Source organism: Bradyrhizobium sp. USDA 326 (assembly GCF_049739485.1).
Taxonomy (GTDB): Bacteria; Pseudomonadota; Alphaproteobacteria; order Rhizobiales; family Xanthobacteraceae; genus Bradyrhizobium.
This window is the reverse complement of the sequence record NZ_JBMGQA010000001.1, coordinates 3,828,952-3,844,768: the sequence shown is the minus strand read 5'-3', so window position 1 is coordinate 3,844,768 and position 15,817 is coordinate 3,828,952. Positions and strand designations below refer to the sequence as shown.

The 15,817-nt window shown below is 63.6% G+C and carries 14 protein-coding genes and 2 pseudogenes; 8 read left to right on the top strand and 8 right to left on the bottom strand.

Annotated features, from left to right (window positions below):
• Nucleotides 1–47 precede the first annotated feature (47 nt).
• Nucleotides 48–254, bottom strand: a complete 207-nt coding sequence (locus tag ABIG06_RS18035) for a hypothetical protein (RefSeq protein WP_124163105.1) — start codon at nt 252–254, stop codon at nt 48–50.
• A 339-nt stretch (nt 255–593) separates the two neighbouring features.
• Here ABIG06_RS18035 and ABIG06_RS18030 point away from each other — a divergent pair, with 339 nt between their 5' ends.
• Nucleotides 594–1,865, top strand: coding sequence for a DUF892 family protein (locus ABIG06_RS18030; protein WP_370137963.1), 1,272 nt, complete (start codon nt 594–596; stop codon nt 1,863–1,865).
• A 197-nt stretch (nt 1,866–2,062) separates the two neighbouring features.
• Nucleotides 2,063–2,170 (top strand): annotated as a pseudogene (locus ABIG06_RS18025) (two-component sensor histidine kinase); the annotation flags it as partial.
• Nucleotides 2,171–2,253: 83 nt separating this feature from the next.
• Here the strand turns inward: ABIG06_RS18025 and ABIG06_RS18020 are convergent.
• Nucleotides 2,254–2,394, bottom strand: coding sequence for a hypothetical protein (locus ABIG06_RS18020; RefSeq protein ID WP_165935896.1), 141 nt, complete (start codon nt 2,392–2,394; stop codon nt 2,254–2,256).
• 79 nt (nt 2,395–2,473) lie between these two features.
• On the opposite strand from ABIG06_RS18020, the gene ABIG06_RS18015 reads away from it, so the two are divergent.
• The 3 genes from ABIG06_RS18015 (at nt 2,474) to ABIG06_RS18005 (ending at nt 5,672) form a co-directional block, all read left to right on the top strand.
• Nucleotides 2,474–3,043, top strand: a complete 570-nt coding sequence (locus ABIG06_RS18015; RefSeq protein WP_370137961.1) for an alpha-ketoglutarate-dependent dioxygenase AlkB — start codon at nt 2,474–2,476, stop codon at nt 3,041–3,043.
• A 308-nt stretch (nt 3,044–3,351) separates the two neighbouring features.
• On the top strand, nt 3,352–4,281 hold the full coding sequence (locus tag ABIG06_RS18010) for an alpha/beta hydrolase (protein WP_370137959.1): 930 nt from the start codon (nt 3,352–3,354) through the stop codon (nt 4,279–4,281).
• A 167-nt stretch (nt 4,282–4,448) separates the two neighbouring features.
• Entirely contained in the window at nt 4,449–5,672 is a 1,224-nt protein-coding gene (locus tag ABIG06_RS18005; protein WP_370137957.1) for an ABC transporter substrate-binding protein, read from the top strand.
• 263 nt (nt 5,673–5,935) lie between these two features.
• Here the strand turns inward: ABIG06_RS18005 and ABIG06_RS18000 are convergent, their stop codons facing one another.
• Entirely contained in the window at nt 5,936–7,498 is a 1,563-nt protein-coding gene (locus tag ABIG06_RS18000) for an adenylate/guanylate cyclase domain-containing protein (protein WP_199752489.1), read from the bottom strand.
• Nucleotides 7,499–7,687: 189 nt separating this feature from the next.
• Between ABIG06_RS18000 and ABIG06_RS17995 the strand changes: the two genes are divergently transcribed.
• Complete coding sequence (locus tag ABIG06_RS17995) at nt 7,688–8,779, top strand: enolase C-terminal domain-like protein (protein WP_124163909.1); 1,092 nt, start codon at nt 7,688–7,690, stop codon at nt 8,777–8,779.
• A gap of 91 nt (nt 8,780–8,870) precedes the next feature.
• Here ABIG06_RS17995 and ABIG06_RS17990 read toward each other — a convergent pair whose 3' ends face one another.
• The 3 genes from ABIG06_RS17990 to ABIG06_RS17980 all read right to left on the bottom strand — a co-directional run bounded on the left by ABIG06_RS17990 (nt 8,871) and on the right by ABIG06_RS17980 (nt 13,610).
• Entirely contained in the window at nt 8,871–9,803 is a 933-nt protein-coding gene (locus tag ABIG06_RS17990) for a hypothetical protein (RefSeq protein WP_370137954.1), read from the bottom strand.
• Between the two features lie 184 nt (nt 9,804–9,987).
• Nucleotides 9,988–12,111 (bottom strand): glucans biosynthesis glucosyltransferase MdoH, encoded by a 2,124-nt coding sequence (gene mdoH, locus ABIG06_RS17985; protein WP_370137952.1) that lies wholly within the window; start codon nt 12,109–12,111, stop codon nt 9,988–9,990.
• Nucleotides 12,099–13,610, bottom strand: coding sequence for a glucan biosynthesis protein G (locus ABIG06_RS17980; protein ID WP_370137950.1), 1,512 nt, complete (start codon nt 13,608–13,610; stop codon nt 12,099–12,101). Before ABIG06_RS17980 ends, mdoH begins: the two co-directional genes overlap by 13 nt.
• Nucleotides 13,611–14,151: 541 nt before the next feature.
• On the opposite strand from ABIG06_RS17980, the pseudogene ABIG06_RS17975 reads away from it, so the two are divergent.
• Together ABIG06_RS17975 and ABIG06_RS17970 are read left to right on the top strand one after the other, a co-directional pair.
• Nucleotides 14,152–14,364 (top strand): annotated as a pseudogene (locus ABIG06_RS17975) (ATP-binding protein); the annotation flags it as partial.
• Between the two features lie 336 nt (nt 14,365–14,700).
• On the top strand, nt 14,701–14,922 hold the full coding sequence (locus tag ABIG06_RS17970) for a hypothetical protein (protein ID WP_370137948.1): 222 nt from the start codon (nt 14,701–14,703) through the stop codon (nt 14,920–14,922).
• 11 nt (nt 14,923–14,933) lie between these two features.
• Here the strand turns inward: ABIG06_RS17970 and ABIG06_RS17965 are convergent, their stop codons facing one another.
• Both ABIG06_RS17965 and ABIG06_RS17960 read right to left on the bottom strand, forming a co-directional pair.
• On the bottom strand, nt 14,934–15,152 hold the full coding sequence (locus ABIG06_RS17965; RefSeq protein WP_370137946.1) for a hypothetical protein: 219 nt from the start codon (nt 15,150–15,152) through the stop codon (nt 14,934–14,936).
• Between the two features lie 44 nt (nt 15,153–15,196).
• Entirely contained in the window at nt 15,197–15,673 is a 477-nt protein-coding gene (locus ABIG06_RS17960; RefSeq protein ID WP_370137944.1) for an L-2-amino-thiazoline-4-carboxylic acid hydrolase, read from the bottom strand.
• Nucleotides 15,674–15,817: the final 144 nt, after the last annotated feature.

Below are 15,817 nucleotides of genomic sequence, written 5' to 3'. Positions count from 1 at the left end.
GGTGAGCAGCTGGAGCGCGACAGCAGGGTGAGGACCAGGGGGCCCGGCTACAACGTCTCTTGCTTATGCCCACACTGCTTGCACGCGAACTTGACGCGGGTTTGGCCCTTCTCCGCCTGAACCCGGTTCGGGGCGCCGCACTTGCCGCAGACCGCCTCGATGCGGGTCGTGCCCTGCTTGACGACGACGGTCTTCTTTTCCATCGATTCGCGGATCAGGCGTTCGGCCTCCTCGCGCAGGGATTGTTTCGACAAAGCTCGTCTCCGCCTCTGGAAAGCGCGAGAGCCATATCGCACCTGCATTCGAAGCACAATGCGTGATGAAGATCGCGGGGCCCGTCAACCTCGTACGAAATGGTCACAGACGCGGGGAGGCGGCGGAAGCCCATGGCTCCGTCGCGGTTCTGGTTACCGGGCCGGCTGCTCTCGTGATTGTCCCGCACGATCCTGGTGAAGGTTTTTGGGTCTGGACCGGCGCCTCTTCGCTCCCGCCGAACCCGATTTGGAGTGAAATCCGAATTTCGGGATGACTAGGAACGAACATTCCAAGGGCTCGTTGTCGCGCGTAGTTTCCCTCAGAGCGCGAGCCATCCCATGTATCACCACGTCAAGAAGCTGATGTTCACCGTGCGCGTCGACGAACCCGATCCACGCTTCGGCAATATGCTCCTCGAGCAGTTTGGCGGCGCCAACGGGGAACTTGCGGCTGCGATGCAATATTCGATTCAGGGGCTGAATTGCGAGGATCCCGACCGCAAGGACCTGTTGATGGATATCGGCACCGAAGAGCTCAGCCATCTCGAGGTCGTCGGCTGCCTGGCCCGGATGCATCTCGCGCCCTCGAAGAACGACCGCCAGGCGGCCGAGGCCGATCCGCTGATTGCGATCGCCGGCGGCGGCGGCGTCAATCTGTTCAACTCGCAAGGCAATCCCTGGACCGCCGACTATCTCAAGATCACCGGCGAGCTCGACGTCGATCTCCGCAGCAACATCGCCGCCGAAGCGCGTGCGAAGATCGTCTACGAACGACTGATCAATTTCTGCGACGACGCCGGCAGCAAGGACGCGCTGCAGTTCCTGATGACGCGCGAGATCACACACATGAAGGCGTTCGCGCGGGCGCTCGAAAGCCTGTCGAAGCCGGCCTTCAGTGTCGGCAGGATTGCGCCGACGCCCGGCCTCGTAAACCAGTACTTCAATGACTCCACCGGCAGTGGCGACCACGGCGAAATCGACACCCGCGGTCCCTGGAACGAAGGAGAGGACTGGGTGTTCACGGATTCGCCTGCGCTTCAGTCTTCTGATCCCGGCGCAGCCCCGTCGATCGTCACGGAGAGCTCGCCGCCTGTCGACGAGGCCGGCCTGACAGATCTCCTGCTCCATGAGCTGCGCGACATACTCCATGCCGAGAAGCAGCTCACCAAGGCGCTTCCCAAGATGGCCCAGGCCGCGCGCTATGACCAGCTACGTGAATTGTTCGAGCAGCATCTGGCCGAAACGGAGAACCAAGTCGAGCGTATCAACGAATGCTTCGAGCTGCTCGGCGAGAATGTGCGGGCCAAGCCCTGCAAGGGCATGATGGGCCTGATCGAGGAAGGCCAGGAGGTCATGAAGGAAGGCGAGGAGAAGGAGGACGCAGCCGCCGACCTCGCGCTGATCTCAGCGGCTCAACGCGTCGAGCACTACGAGATGGCCGGCTACACCACCGCACGCAACCTCGCGCAGCAGCTCCGCCACAGCGCCATCGTGGCGCTGCTTTCGAAGTCGCTCGCGGAAGAGGAGAACGCCGATCTCCTGCTCAATCAGGTGGCGCGGTCGCTGATGTCCGTGGCGAAAATGCCCGCGGCGCTGGAGCAGGCCGAATAGACCGCACCCAGCGCGATGATACGCAGATGCACGGCGTTCAACCGCCCCTCGCTTTCGCGCGGGGGGCGGTACGCGCGGTCTCAAGCGCACCTCCAGTGAGTGAGACGGCTCGCGCCTGCCCGGCCAGGAAGCCTCTTTCCAGCCACGCTTCGGCGAGAAGGCGCTGATGGTGCCGGCGCATCTCGCTGACAGGGCGTGTGGGGCTAGCGATCGCGCGGGCGGTGATGGCAAGCCATGGCGGTTCGATCAGGTTCAAGCCGACCGACGGCGGCGTCGCCTTCGAGCTCCAATTCCCTGTGGCCTGAGGCGCGATGCACCATTGCCCCACAGGTTCTTGTTTGGGCATGATCTATCGGGAAAACCGCTTCCCACTTTTCCGGATCATGCCTCAGATCGCGAACACCCAGGCGGCGACGATCGTGCCGATGGTGACGAGACCGGCGATGGTCCAGCCCGCGGCATATTCAAGCTCAGGATGACCGGTCGCCCGCATGATCTCGACCGGATCGGCGGTATGCTTCTCTGCCATGACAGCCTCGCACGTTTCTTCCCGCGTCATAGATAAGTCGCATCAGCCGCCACGAGGTTCCATCACGGAAATGCGAGGCATGACGCAGCTTGGTTTGTTCGCCGAACCGGAAGCGGGCCCTGCCGGGCTTCGCTATACGGACAACTTTATCGATGCCGCGGTCGAGCAGGACCTGATCGACCGCATCGCAGCATTGCCGCTCCAGCGCTTTCAGTTCGGCGCGTTCGAGGGAAACCGCCGCGTGGCATCGTTCGGCTATCGCTATGACTACGCGCTGCAACGTCTGGCCGAGGCGGAGCCGATCCCGAACTGGCTGCTGCCCGTCGCGCGGCAAGTCGAGGCATGGGCGCACCTGCCGAAGGGCAGCGTTCGGCAGGTGCTGTGCACTGAATATGAGATCGGCCTCGGCATCGGCTGGCACCGCGACAAGCCGCACTTCGACAAGGTCCTGGGCCTGTCGCTCGGCTCGCCCTGCAAATTCCGCTTCCGCCGCCGCAACGGGGAAAAATGGGAACGCCACACGCTCGAGGCCATGCCGCGCTCGCTCTACATGATGGACGGCGAGGCGCGATCGCAATGGGAGCACAGCATTTCGCCGGTCGAGGCGCGCCGCTACTCCATCACTTTCCGGACGATGAAGCGGGTCTGACAGGCCGGCCCAACCAAAATGCGAAAACAACCCCATGCACAGTAGGAACCCACGTCCGGTGCGCGGCTGGTGGCGCCGGGCGACGGCTTGACGGACGGGGATAAAAGTGGCCGCGCCGCGCAATCGTCGCGCGGCCCGCGAACTTGCGGTCCAATCGGGTTTCTTGCCGGACGATAGCCCGTTCCACCCCGGCTGCCTGCCGAGCGAAGGTGCCGTGAATTCGCCTCAACATCAGCCAACTAATGAGGCGAATTGAAAAGACAGGCCAAATCGGCAAGCCAATATCAGTCCGCGAGGCCGGCATCACCATGAAGAATTACCTGGCATTTTTCCTGCTTTTGACCATGACCGCGGCCTCCGCACACGGAATTTTGCCCGCGCGGGTATCGCCGCCCACCGGGCTCGTCCAGGCGGGCCTGACCGACAACGATACCACCGCCGGCGGCACCGCCCGGCTGTGCGAGCAGGTCACCTTCTCGCGCGGTCTGCGCTATGGCGAGAGCGAAGCCAATGTGCTCGATGTCGCGACCAGTGCGACCAAGGCGGATACGCCGCGGCCTGTGCTGCTGTTCGTGGCGGGCGACACCTTTACCGGCGACCGCGGGGCGCCGGAGCTGTCGCGCCAGATCCAGGACCAGGCCATGTGCTTTGCCGCGCGCAACGAGATGATCGGGGTCCGCGTCAACTATCGCCTGGCGCCCTCGGCGACCTGGCCCGCCGGCGCGTCCGATGTGGCGGCGGCCCTGTCATGGGTTCACGGCAATATCGACCTCTTCAACGGCGATGCCCGTGAAATCGTCGCGGTCGGCTACGGCGCCGGCGCCTTCCATGTCGCCACCCTGCTGGCCCATCCCGAGCTGCAGACCGACGGTGCCGACGTCGCCGGCGTCGTGCTGGTGTCCGGAATCTACCGCGTCGGCAAGGACGCGAGTGACAGCGAGAAGGCCTATCTTGGCACCGATCCCACCCAGTACGACAGCCGATCGGCCTTCCCCGGCATCCTCAATGTCGATGTGCCGATCGTGCTGGCCTGGGCCGCGGACGATTCCGCCGGTCTCGTGGCGCAGGGCGAAACCCTGAAGAAGACGCTCTGCGGCGCCGGCCACTGCCCGCGCGGCGCGCTGCTGCGGAGCCGCGAAGGTATCGCGAGCGCCTTCGGCCTCGACGGCTCCGGCGACAGCCTCGCCGAGCCGACACTGCTGCTGGTGCGTCAGCTCGAGGCGCGCGGGCTGCCGTAGCGACGGGTTGCGGGCACACAGCTGTAACAGAGCGTCAGCACGTCTGCCGCTTTCGTTCGAGGCCGCCAGCCCCGCTGCCTTGCAGCGGGCCGGCAAGCCATACGATTGACAAACGCTCGACCTAGACCAAGCGGCCTCGGTGTGGGGCCAACGACAGGATGTCGCGCATGCGCGTCCCCGGCAGACTGCTGCTCGTGTTGATCGCCGCCTTCGCCTCGCTCGGGGCGATGTCCCAGCAACGTGCCGAGCAACCGGCAAGCAACGAGGAAATCCGCATCGGCAATGTCATGCCGTATTCGGGACCGCTCTCGGAGTTCGGCGCCATCGGCCAGGCGGAGGCCGCCTATTTCGACATGATCAATGCGCGTGGCGGCATCAACGGCCGCAGGATCCGCTTCATCACGCGCGATGACAATTCCGATCCGGCGACTGCGCTGGAGCTGACGCGCAATCTGGTCGAGACCGAGGATGTGCACCTGATGTTCGGCTCGTTCGGCACACCCGGCAATCTCGCCGCGCGCTGGTATCTGAACGAGAAGAGAATCCCGCAGCTCTTCGTCGCGTCCGGCGACGAAGAGCTGAGCCAGGCCAGGGCGTTTCCCTGGACCATGGGTTGGCAGCCGTCGTTCAGGTCTGAAGGGCGCATCTACGCCAACTACATCCAGGCCTACTATCCCAAGAAGAAGATCGTGGTGCTCTGGCAGAACGACCAGTTCGGGCGCATGCTCTACAAGGGCATCCAGGAAGGCCTCGGCGATCTCAACCGTCACGTCCTCGTCGACATCGCCTTCGACATTGCCGACGAGCATCTCGACGGGCACGTCTCGATTCTCAAACGCGCGGGCGCCGACATCTTCGTCTTTCTCGGCGTGCCGTCGACGGCATCCAAGGTCATCAAGCTGGCGGCGTCTTTCAACTGGCATCCGGTCTTCATCGTCAACGATGCCTCCGCCTCGATCGCCAATGCGATGGCGCCCGCGGGCCTCGAGAACTCCGCAGGCGTGATCTCGGCGGCCTTTCTGAAGGATCCGAGCGATCCCGCCTGGAAGGACGATCCCGCCATGAAGGACTGGTTCGCCTTCATGGACAAATACCATCGGGTCGAAAGCACCAACAACAGCGCAGCACTCTATGGCTACGCCGCGGCCGAGGCGCTGACGCAGGTGCTGAAGCAATGCGGCGACGATTTTTCGCGCGACAACATCATGCGGCAGGCGGCTTCGCTCAGGGACGTCAATCCCTCCGTTGCCCTACCCAACATCAGGATGAACACCTCGCCCAGCAACTATCTGCCGATCAGGCAGATGCGGCTCGTCCAGTTCGACGGACGCTCGTGGCAGCCGTTCGGCGAGGTGATCGAGACGGCCTTCACGGAAGGCGCGGCGCGGTGAGGTGATTCACGTCGCGCAGTTGCCCCCCCATTACTGACACCTTTTGCTGAGCCACCCCTCTCCTCCCGCCCTGCCCCGCAAGGGGGGAGGGAGCGCAGCGGAGTGCACCGCAGCGCTGTGCCTCACAGCACTGCCGCAATCGATAAGAACCACTCTTGCCAGAGCAAAGGTGCGTTCCCTCCCCCCTTGCGGGGGAGGGTTAGGAAGAGGGGTGCCACACGGGGCTCTCTCCATGAGAAGAGCGGCTACGTAAGTCGGCCCCCTCACGCCGGCTTCAGCGAGGCCAGCGCGTTCTCCAGCAGCGAGCGCACGCGTGCGGCATCGCCTGACTTCACCACGGCGGGATCGAGATAGAGCTCCAGGCCCGGTGCGCGCTCGGTGATGATGCCGCTGTTCTCCGCCGCCGCGTCGCTCAGCGCGTCCACCGAATAGGGAATGACTTCCCGGCTGATGCCCTTCATGGTGATCGCCGGCAACGCATGGGCGCGGACGATATCGCTGACGAGTGCGAAGGTCTCGTAGCTCAGCACGATGCCGCCAGGCTCGGCGATCGATTGCAGGCGCGCAGCGAGGTTCGCCTCCGCACCGATGATGGTGTAGTCCATGCGGTCGGCGCTGCCGAAATTGCCGACGTTGCAATAGCCCGAGTTGATGCCCATGCGCGAGCGGAACGGCTGCTCGATGCCGGAGGCGCGCCATTTCGCATTGAGCTCGGCAAGGCGCTGCTGCATGCGCCAGGCCATCTGCAGACAGGCCTGTGCATCGGCGCGGTCGCCCCTGGTCTCGGGGTCGCCGAAGAAGATCAGCATGGCGTCGCCGATGAACTTGTCGATGGTGCCGCCATATTCGTGGGCGATCGCCGACATTTCCGTGAAATATTCGTTGAGGAGCTGCGTCAGCTGCTCCGGCTGCAGCCGCTCGGCGGTCGCAGTGAAATTCTGGATGTCGGAGAAGAAGATGGTGAGCTTCTTGCGCTCGGTGTGGATGGTGACGTCCTTCTGGCCGGAGAAGATGCTCTTGTAGACCTGGGGCGGGATGTAGCGCGAGATCTTCATCGAGAGCGAGGCGAGGAAGTCGTTGGCGGATTCGAGCTCCTTGTTCATGCCCTTGATGCGGCGCGCCTGGCGGCGCTGCAGCGACAGGAACGACAGGCCGCTGCCGGCAGCGATGACGAAATAGGCCAGCAGGAACTTGAACGAGAAGATGTTGGCGGCGATCGGCTGGGCGATGATCACCTCCTGGATGCCGCGGACATCCCCCACCTTCCAGTCCTTCTTCGGGCTTTCGGGGTGGCTGTTGTGGCAGCTCACGCAGGCCGGCCCCATGGTGACGGGGGCGACCAGGCGGACCTTGTCGTTGAACAGCGAGGTCTCGGTCTCCACGATCTTCTGCTCGGGGTCCTTCCGCAGCGCATCGAGCGCATCCTTCTCGAACTTGTCGAGCTGGTGCGAGGCACGGTTCTGGAACGGGAAGTCGGAGACGAAGCGGTAGGTGATGTTCTCCTGCTGCGCGCCGATCACCCGGCCGAGCTCGAGCGACAGCGTTGCCGGAATCGGGATCGCGCCGGGGATGGATTCGTAATTGTGCACCACCCTCGTCGTGCCGTTGGGATTGGCCAGCACCCGTCCGACCACGTTTGTCGCGTAGTAGCTGCGCACGCTCGTGATCACCGAGTTGAGATCGATGGCCTGCCGGCGTAGCGCCGTCTTACTCAGCTCGGTCAGGTCCAGCCACACCGCGAGCGGCAGGGCGAGGAGCAGGAAGGCGATCACGGCGCCCGTGAGAATGCCGCTCTTGCGCTGATCTTCGGCGATCTCTTGTTTCACTCTGTGGCTCCGCTGTGTGCGATTTTGTCGCAAACCCGTCGGGATTTGCGGCAAAGAATGCGGCAGCACAGAGCCAACAATTGCGGGCCCGCGCAACCCCATTTTATGGTGGTCGGGCCAAGCGCCTTTTCGTTTCATCACAGATGTTTAAGATCGGCCCGTCCTGCATCCGCTCCGCCGGGAGATCCCATGACCGAGACCATTCGCATCAAACGCTTCCACGCGCGCCCCGTGATGGTGCCGATGAACCTGCCGCTCCAGACCTCGACCGGGGCAATCGCCAAGGCGCCGCTGGTGCTGATCGACTGCGAGACTGACGATGGCGCGGTGGGGCACGCCTATCTGTTCTCGATCACGCCCTCGGCCTTGAAGCCGCTGACGGCGATGGTCACGGAAATGTCAGACTTGCTCGCCGGCGACGAGCTGCTGCCGTTCGAGATCGAACGCAAGCTGACCCAGCGCTTCACGCTGCTGGGTCTCGCTGGTCTGCAGCGGCTGGCCCAATCCGGCATCGACATGGCCGCCTGGGACGCGCTGGCCCGCATACGTGGCCTGCCGCTGGCCCGGCTGCTTGGCGGCGCTCCGAAACCGGTGAGGGCCTACAATTCGAAGGGGCTCGGCATCATGCCGGCCGGCGCGGCGGTCGAGGAAGCCCACAAGCTGCTGGCCGAGGGCTTTCGGGCGGCGAAGATCCGCGTCGGGCGGTCCGATGCGCGGGAGGACCTCGCCGTCGTGCGCGCGGTGCGCAAGGCGGTCGGCGACGAGGTCACGCTGATGTGCGACTACAACCAGGCCCTGACGGTGACCGAGGCGATCCGCCGCGGCGAGATGCTCGATGACGAGGGCTTGAGCTGGATCGAGGAGCCGATCCGCCATGACGATTATGCCGGCTGCGCCCGCATTGCCGATGCGCTGCATACGCCGGTCCAGATCGGCGAGAATTTCGACAGCGCCTTCTCGATGCAGTCCGCGCTCTCGGCCGAGGCGTGTGACTACGTGATGCCCGACGTCCAGCGCATTGGCGGCGTCACCGGCTGGCTCCGCGCCGCCGCGCTGGCGCACGCCGCCGGCATCGAGATGTCGACGCACCTGTTCTCGGAAGTGAGCGCGCATCTGCTCTGCGTGACGCCGACCGCGCACTGGCTGGAATATGTCGACTGGGCCGACGCGGTGCTGGCAACGCGGCTGACGATCAAGGACGGCTTTGCGCTGCCGGGCGAAGAGCCGGGGAATGGCATCGAATGGGATGAGGCGGCGGTGAAGAAATATCTGGTCGGATAGGCCTTGATCGGCAGACGCTCCCTCGCGTGTTCGTCAGCTGTCGATCTTGTGACGCGTACCTCGGGAGCGGGTCCTTCAATCGATCTGCCTTTCATTGGATATTGAATCGCGCGCCCGGGCATTCGTTGGTGACCGTGGTTGCGACGAGCTGGGCGGCGGGCGAGGTCGGCTTCGGGACCGCAACGATCTTCCAACGACCCTGTTTATTGAGCCAGAACCGTCCCGTCGTGGTCGCGATGCGGCGCTCGGTGTATTTCTTCGTCGAGATCAAGGGGACCTTCGACTTCGGCGCGGGGACTTCCTTCCAGCCGTCGAGCGAATAGAACTCCTGGAAGAAATAGTGCCATTCGATCTTCTGGAATTCATGGTGCGAAACGACGACCCGGACCAGTGAGCTTCCCGTAAGCCATTCCGAACCCATCGGGTCGGGTTCGACCTGCAGGCACCTCGTGTGTAGCGGCTCCTGAACCTGAAGCAGATTCAATCTCTGACTTTGCGAAAGCATCGCCGAGGTCACCGGCTGCCCCACATTTGGGTCGTTGGTCGGCCCCGAGCAGATCGGCACCGTTGGCGGGCCTTGTCCGGTCCATGGGTTGTTGCTGCAATAGACGTAGCGCGACCACGACGACCAGCCGGTGGACGCCTTTTCCTCCGCTTTGCCCGTCTCGCGGTCCCAAATGCCGGTAAACTTGATCGTCTTGCTCGGCGGGCAGGCCGTTATGGGAGGCCCAGTCCACCAATGGGTGGTTTCGAACTCATAGATGGATTGGTTCGGATACGGGTACATCACTGCTTTGGCGCTGGTCAGCGCGTGGTGTTCCGAACACCCTTCGCCCTTCGTATCGAGCCAACAGACGAGCGGAAAGTTCTCGCTCGGCCAGCAACCCGCGTGGGCCGAGGACGATCCCAGAACAGTGATCACGAAAGCCAACGCAAAGAGACAGGCACGCACGGTCAATCTCCCCATATGCATCTTCGCGTTGAGATTGCCCCACTTCGTCGCCACCACCTTGATCAAGATCAACGCATTGATCCCAGCGACGCAGCCGTGCCGGAGGGGGAAAGCCGCCGGACGTCTGCCCACCTTTGCGAACTCATGACGCAAGTGCGCGTAGGTCGCGCGTTGGCACCTGCCGATGCCTCCGGTCATCATCCCTTCGTGCTGCGAAGTCGGCGCCAAGGCCAGGTCGTCAACGCCCGGCGCGTGTTCATTGCTTCTGCAACACCGCCGGCAACACCGAACCGTCGTTCAAGATCGAAAAAACCTCCCGGGAGGACAGATGGGCGACGGCCTCCTCGAAAGTATCGCTCGCATCGACCTTGGCACGGCCGACCGCCAGGTTCGCGTCGACCGCGTCGGGCCGGACGGCGCGTGGAAGCGGCAGCTGCGCGACGTGGAAGGCCAAGAGCCTGGCGTCTTCGCGCAGCTCCAGCAACGCGGGTCTGATCCCTGCATCCGCCGACTCACTCAATTGATTCGCTCGACGTAGCACCGAAGGCGGCGCTGCTTCTTCGGGCGTGACGAACAATTTGCCGGACACGGGCCTGGCGGTCAGCGCGCCTATGGGAACGGCGAACAGCAGCCCGACGACGACCGGCGACATCCAGAGCAGAAGGGGCAGCGAAACTGCGTACGCGCTTGCCGCCATCGCAACGCCGCACAGGGTTGGGACACCGTATTTCCGATAGAGCTCGCGGCGCTCCACTGTGCCATCGTCCCGCCTTTGCGTCTGCCAGCCCGCATCGCGGCCGGCCAGAATTTCGACCACCGCGATTGACTGAAAGATCATCATCACGGGCGCCATCAACGCGGATACGACGATCTCTGCGAAAACTCCGGCCGAGGCACCCAATGCGCCGCCGAATTGGCGTCGCACCGGCCGCCTCATCCAAAGGAGGACCAGGCTGAGCAGCTTGGGCAACAGCAGCAGCCCCATCGTGGCGACGAACACCCAGATGGCGAGCACGGGATCCTGGGCCGGCCACGTCGGAAACAGGGAGAACCCCTTCGGAAAATACTCCGGACGCGCGAAGCGGGCCTGCAGCGAGATCAGCATTCCCAGCAGCAGGAACAGCAGCCACAGCGGCGCCGTCAGATACGCTCCGATTCCCACGATGAAATGCAGGCGCGACACCCAATGAAGGCCCCGCGCGGGCACGACAGCGAGATGCTGAAGATTGCCCTGACACCAGCGTCGGTCGCGCGCGGCGAAGTCGAGCAGCGAAGGCGGCACCTCTTCGTAGCTTCCGCCGAGCATCGGCAGCATGTAGATGCCCCACCCGGCCCGCCGCATCAGCGCAGCCTCGACGAAATCGTGGCTGAGGATGTGTCCGCCGAAAGGCTTGCGCCCGCGCAGCTGCGGCAGCGCCGCCGCTTCGGCAAACGCCCTCACCCGGATGATCGCGTTGTGGCCCCAGTAGTTGCCTTCGGAGCCGTGCCACCAGGCAACGCCGGCGGCGATCATCGGTCCGTAGAGGCGGCCCGCGAATTGCTGGACGCGACTGAACAGACTTCGCGCGTTGACGATCATGGGGAGCGTCTGGACCAGCCCGGCGCTCGGATTGGTCTCGATGGCATGGACCAATCGGACAACGGTCTGCCCGCTCATGAGACTGTCGGCGTCGAGCACGATCATGAAGTCGTAGACGCCGCCGAACCGCGTGATCCACTCGGAGATGTTCCCGGCCTTCCGCTCCCTATTCTCGGCTCGGTGGCGATAGTACAGCCGTGTTCCGACGGCTTGTTGCAGGGCGAGGAGCGCTTTTTCTTCGGCGACCCAGATGTCCGGATCGGTGCTGTCGCTCAGAACGAACCAGTCGAACAGCTTTCCGTGCGAGGTCGTCTCCAAGGATTCGATCATCGCTCGGAGCCGTGCCGTCAATCGGTGCGGGTCTTCGTTGTAGGTTGGAAGCAGCATGGCAGTGCGGCTTGCGATGGCTGGCAGTTCCGCGCCGGAGGCAAAGGCAACCTCGTCCGGACGGTGGTTCAGCAACACGACAAAGCCCGCCACGGCGGAGGCGAACGAGAACGCGACCCAGGCGAGCAGGACCAGAAAGAGCGCCAGCACCATGCCTTCGAGGACGGTGACGCCACCGACCTGCAGCACGCGATACATCTCATAGCCGCCCGCCCCCGTGAGCGCCGCCGCCGAGAGCAGGATGAGGCCGCGCCGCCAAACCATCGTGGGGGCGACCTGCGCAGGAATACGGTCCGATACCCGGTCCTTTCCGAGGTCGCCAGGCGCCATCGGGAGGGGGGACTCGTGCGGCAGCAGGCGTTGGCTCGCGATTTCGCCGACAACCGGCCGCGGTGCCGTGCTCAAGGGGCCCATCGGTAGACCCAGACTTCCGACAAGGGCTTGTCGCCTTCGGCCAGAAACGCCCGCAGCTCGATCGGCTCGCCCTTCACCTGGCACTGGAAGCTGAGCCGCCAACCGCCGGTGTGGGGATTGGGCTGCGTGACGATGTTCTTGATCTCGGATTTCTCCGCTGTCACCACGCCTTTGACGCCCGCAGGATCAATGCCCTTCAGGTTGTCGCCGAGCAGATCGAGCACGAAGAGGCGGGCGTCCTCGCCCCTCGCCCCTATCCCGCTTCGCGTGAATCTGGCGAGCGAATGCGGCTTCGGGCTATCTGGCCCCCAATGCAGCCGATAGGTATAGTTGTGTTCGCCCTTGGCCTGCAGCGGGTTTTTAGGCCGCCAGAATGCGGCGATGTTGTCGTGGACCTCCTCCTTGGTCGGGATCTCGAACAGCGTGACCCCGCCCTCGCCCCAATCTCCGATCGGCTCCATCCAAAGACTTGGGCGTTTTTCGAAGCTGGATTCGATGTCCTGGTAGGCGGAGAAGTTTCTCTCCCGCTGCATCAAGCCGAACCCGCGCGGATTGAGATCCTGGAAGGTGCTGATCTGGAGATCGCGGGGATTGCTGAGCGGCCGCCAGAGGCTTTCGCCCTTCCCGTTGAAGATCGCAAGACCGTCGGAATCGTGGACCGAGGGGCGGAAATCGTCGATGTCATTGCGGTCGTTCGGACCGTAGAAGAACATGCTGGTCATGGGCGCGAGTCCGGCCCGCTGCATTTCGACACGCGGATAGACCGACATTTCGACGTCGAAGACCGTCGTGTCCCCCGGCCGCACCGTGAATCGATAGCTCGCTGCGCAGCTTTTGCTGTCGAGCAGAGCATGGATCACCAACGAGGTCGCACCCGGCGCCGGCCGCTCCAGCCAGAAGGCCTTGAAGAGCGGAAATTCCTCGCCCTTGGCTTCGCCCGTATCGATCGAAAGTCCCCGGGCGGAAAGCCCGTACGTCTGTCCCTTGGCCACCGCGCGGAAGTAGCTCGCGCCCAGGAAGACGCAGACTTCGTCGTAATAGTCGGCGCGGTTCATGGGCGCGTGTATGCGGAAGCCTGCGAACCCGAGATCCACGCCCTCGAACGCCGGAACCTTTTCGCCGAACGAGAAGTCCGCCTTGCTGTACTTGAGTTCGGTTGCCTTTCCGTCCGCGACCTCGAAGATGTTCACTCTGTTCTTGTAGAAAAAGCCACGATGGAAGAACTGCGCTTCGAAGGGAAGATTCTTGCCGCGCCAGAGCGCGCGCTCGGGCAAATAGCGGATCGAACGATACTGATCGTAGTCGAGATCGTGCAATCCGCTCGGCAGCTTCTCGTCCGGCGCCTCGTACGGCTTAGCCGCTAGCATACGGGCGAGGTCCCTCACCGTGGACGACCCGAATGCGCCCTCCGACGTGCGAGCAGCGGCGAAACCGCTTCGCGATGCGAGCAGCAATACCGGCAGCACTGCCGACCCTTGAACAAGCTGGCGTCGGTTCACGCGTTCTCCTCGCTACTGCTGCCGCGGCCAAAGCAACGGCCGTCGCGCCCGCGAGTTCCACCGCCCGGCGATCATTGGCGCAGGAGCAAGTGTCGCAGCCGCAATGGACCACAAGACGGGCGGAATTTGAGAGCCGCACCTCCTCCGCCAGGCCGGAAGATCCGACCGCCCGCGGAAAGTTTTGGCCGCGAAACGTGCTGTTGACGAAAGAAGTGCTGCGCGTGGACACTGTTCACGCACGCCGCCTCCAGTCGATACGAGCGCGCTCGATGCGAGATAGGGAAGTGTGGCTGCAGCCGAAGCGACGATCGGGAAGCGCAAGCGGCCTTGTGCGTTACCTTCCGAGTAACGCCCGCATTTGGGCACCAGCCCAATCTGGATGGGGCAACCCGCTCCGAAATGGAAATCTCGTGGAAACCACAACTTCAAGCCTCAAGCGCGGGGCGCCTAAAGCACTGAAAAAGATGGCGGGCACGACAGGGATCGTACCTGTGACCCCTACCATGTCAAGGAAGGTGTCGTCGGCGTATCTCATTGATTCGTGCGTGACAGCGGAATTGGTCTCGACCGCGAGACGGTGGACAAGATCTTCAGTCCCTTCTTCACGACCAAGGCCAAGGGGATGGGAATGGGATTGACGATCTGCCGCTCTATCATCGAAGCGCATGGTGGACGGCTATGGGCTTCACCCGCAGAACCACACGGCGCGCTATTCCAGTTCACCCTGCCGAGCAAGGCGCAGGTCGACCTATGAACGAACGGGACGGCACTCGGCCAAACGGAAGGCTGCTCGTCAGGTCTTGCTGACTCCCTTCGATGATCTGCTTGTCATCGACAAGTTGATCACGAAGTCATTGATCTCGTTCGAAGCGGGCGAGGGTCTCGCGCGATATCGATTGCTCAACTCGATCCGAAGCTATGCGCTTGAAAGACGCGACACAGCCGCAAGCTTGAAGGAACCGCGCCGAACATCCTGGGCGCCCTTGGCATCCATGTCGCCGAACAAGTAGCGCTCGATCTCGTCGTTGACCGACGTTCGAAAGAAGGTTGAATTGAGATCGCGCTGCTGAAAGTGCGCGCAGGGCGTGCGTTGCCGCGCCTGCCGATGTCTCCGGTCATCAAGCAATTGCCGCACCTGCAGCCGGGCCTTTCCGAAATGGGTCCGATCACGTCGATCGATTTCCTCGGCGTGAGCGCGCAAGGACAGGACGTCTATTCTGTCTGGCACCAGGGTGGCGCCGCGTCGCGCTGGCACATCGCGCTTGGCAGCGATGGCACGATCATCTCGGCCTTCGTCACGCCGGGGCCATAAACTCGGTCAGGCTACCACGCTTCCGCGCCCGGAATTTTCTTCCGCATCGCCTTCCGCTGGATCCAGATGCAGCGACGGACGGACTTGTTTGATCGGCCGACGGCGGATATCCCCTCGCCGGCCTGAAGCAGCGGCGCCACGTTTTCGCGCAAGCTCCGGCAGCGCTGGAGTTCGGCTTGCCAGTCGACGGCGGCGTCAGCGCACGAGGCGATCAGCGCCAGCATCGCCATCGCAAGACAGATCATCCGCATCGCTCGCATTCCCTTCATCGCGATCAGCCCGCATCGCGCTTGTAGCGGAAGTCGCAATGAGAGGCGCCTTGCATGATCGTCTGCGTACGCGTGAGCTTGATGTCGGGACCAAAACCTTCCGCGGTCGCAAAGTCCGCAGTGCAGATCAGGAGGAAGCCGAGTTCCGGCTCACCCAGCGCCTTGTAAAACTCGGCAAAGGCGCACCGCTTCACGTCCAACGCAAATGCGTCATGCGTCTGCTCGATGACGTCATAGGCGAGCGCATCGTCGCGGGCGTAGGTCCTGAAGGCCGACGCGACGGCCTTGCCGAGATCGGCTTCGTTCTTGCCGTGGTTTCTGGCTTTCCAGAACTCCTCTCCGAAGCCGCGATAGAGATCGCCGAGAGCCTTGCGCACCAGCGCATTGGCGCGCGCCGCGCCGAGTTCGGCCTGGAGCGCCTTGACCAGCGGGACCAGCACCTGCGCCTGGATTTTTGCGTGTTCGATGACGGATACTGTCATGGGCAGAGCCTCGCTTGCAACCGGGCGCGTAGCGTAATCCGGAACAGCGCCCGAGAGGATACACCCTCGATTGCGCGGGGGCTGCCATCGGGCGGCGCTTGCGCCGACCGGATGACTCGGTCCGACTATAGAAGGATCAGATAT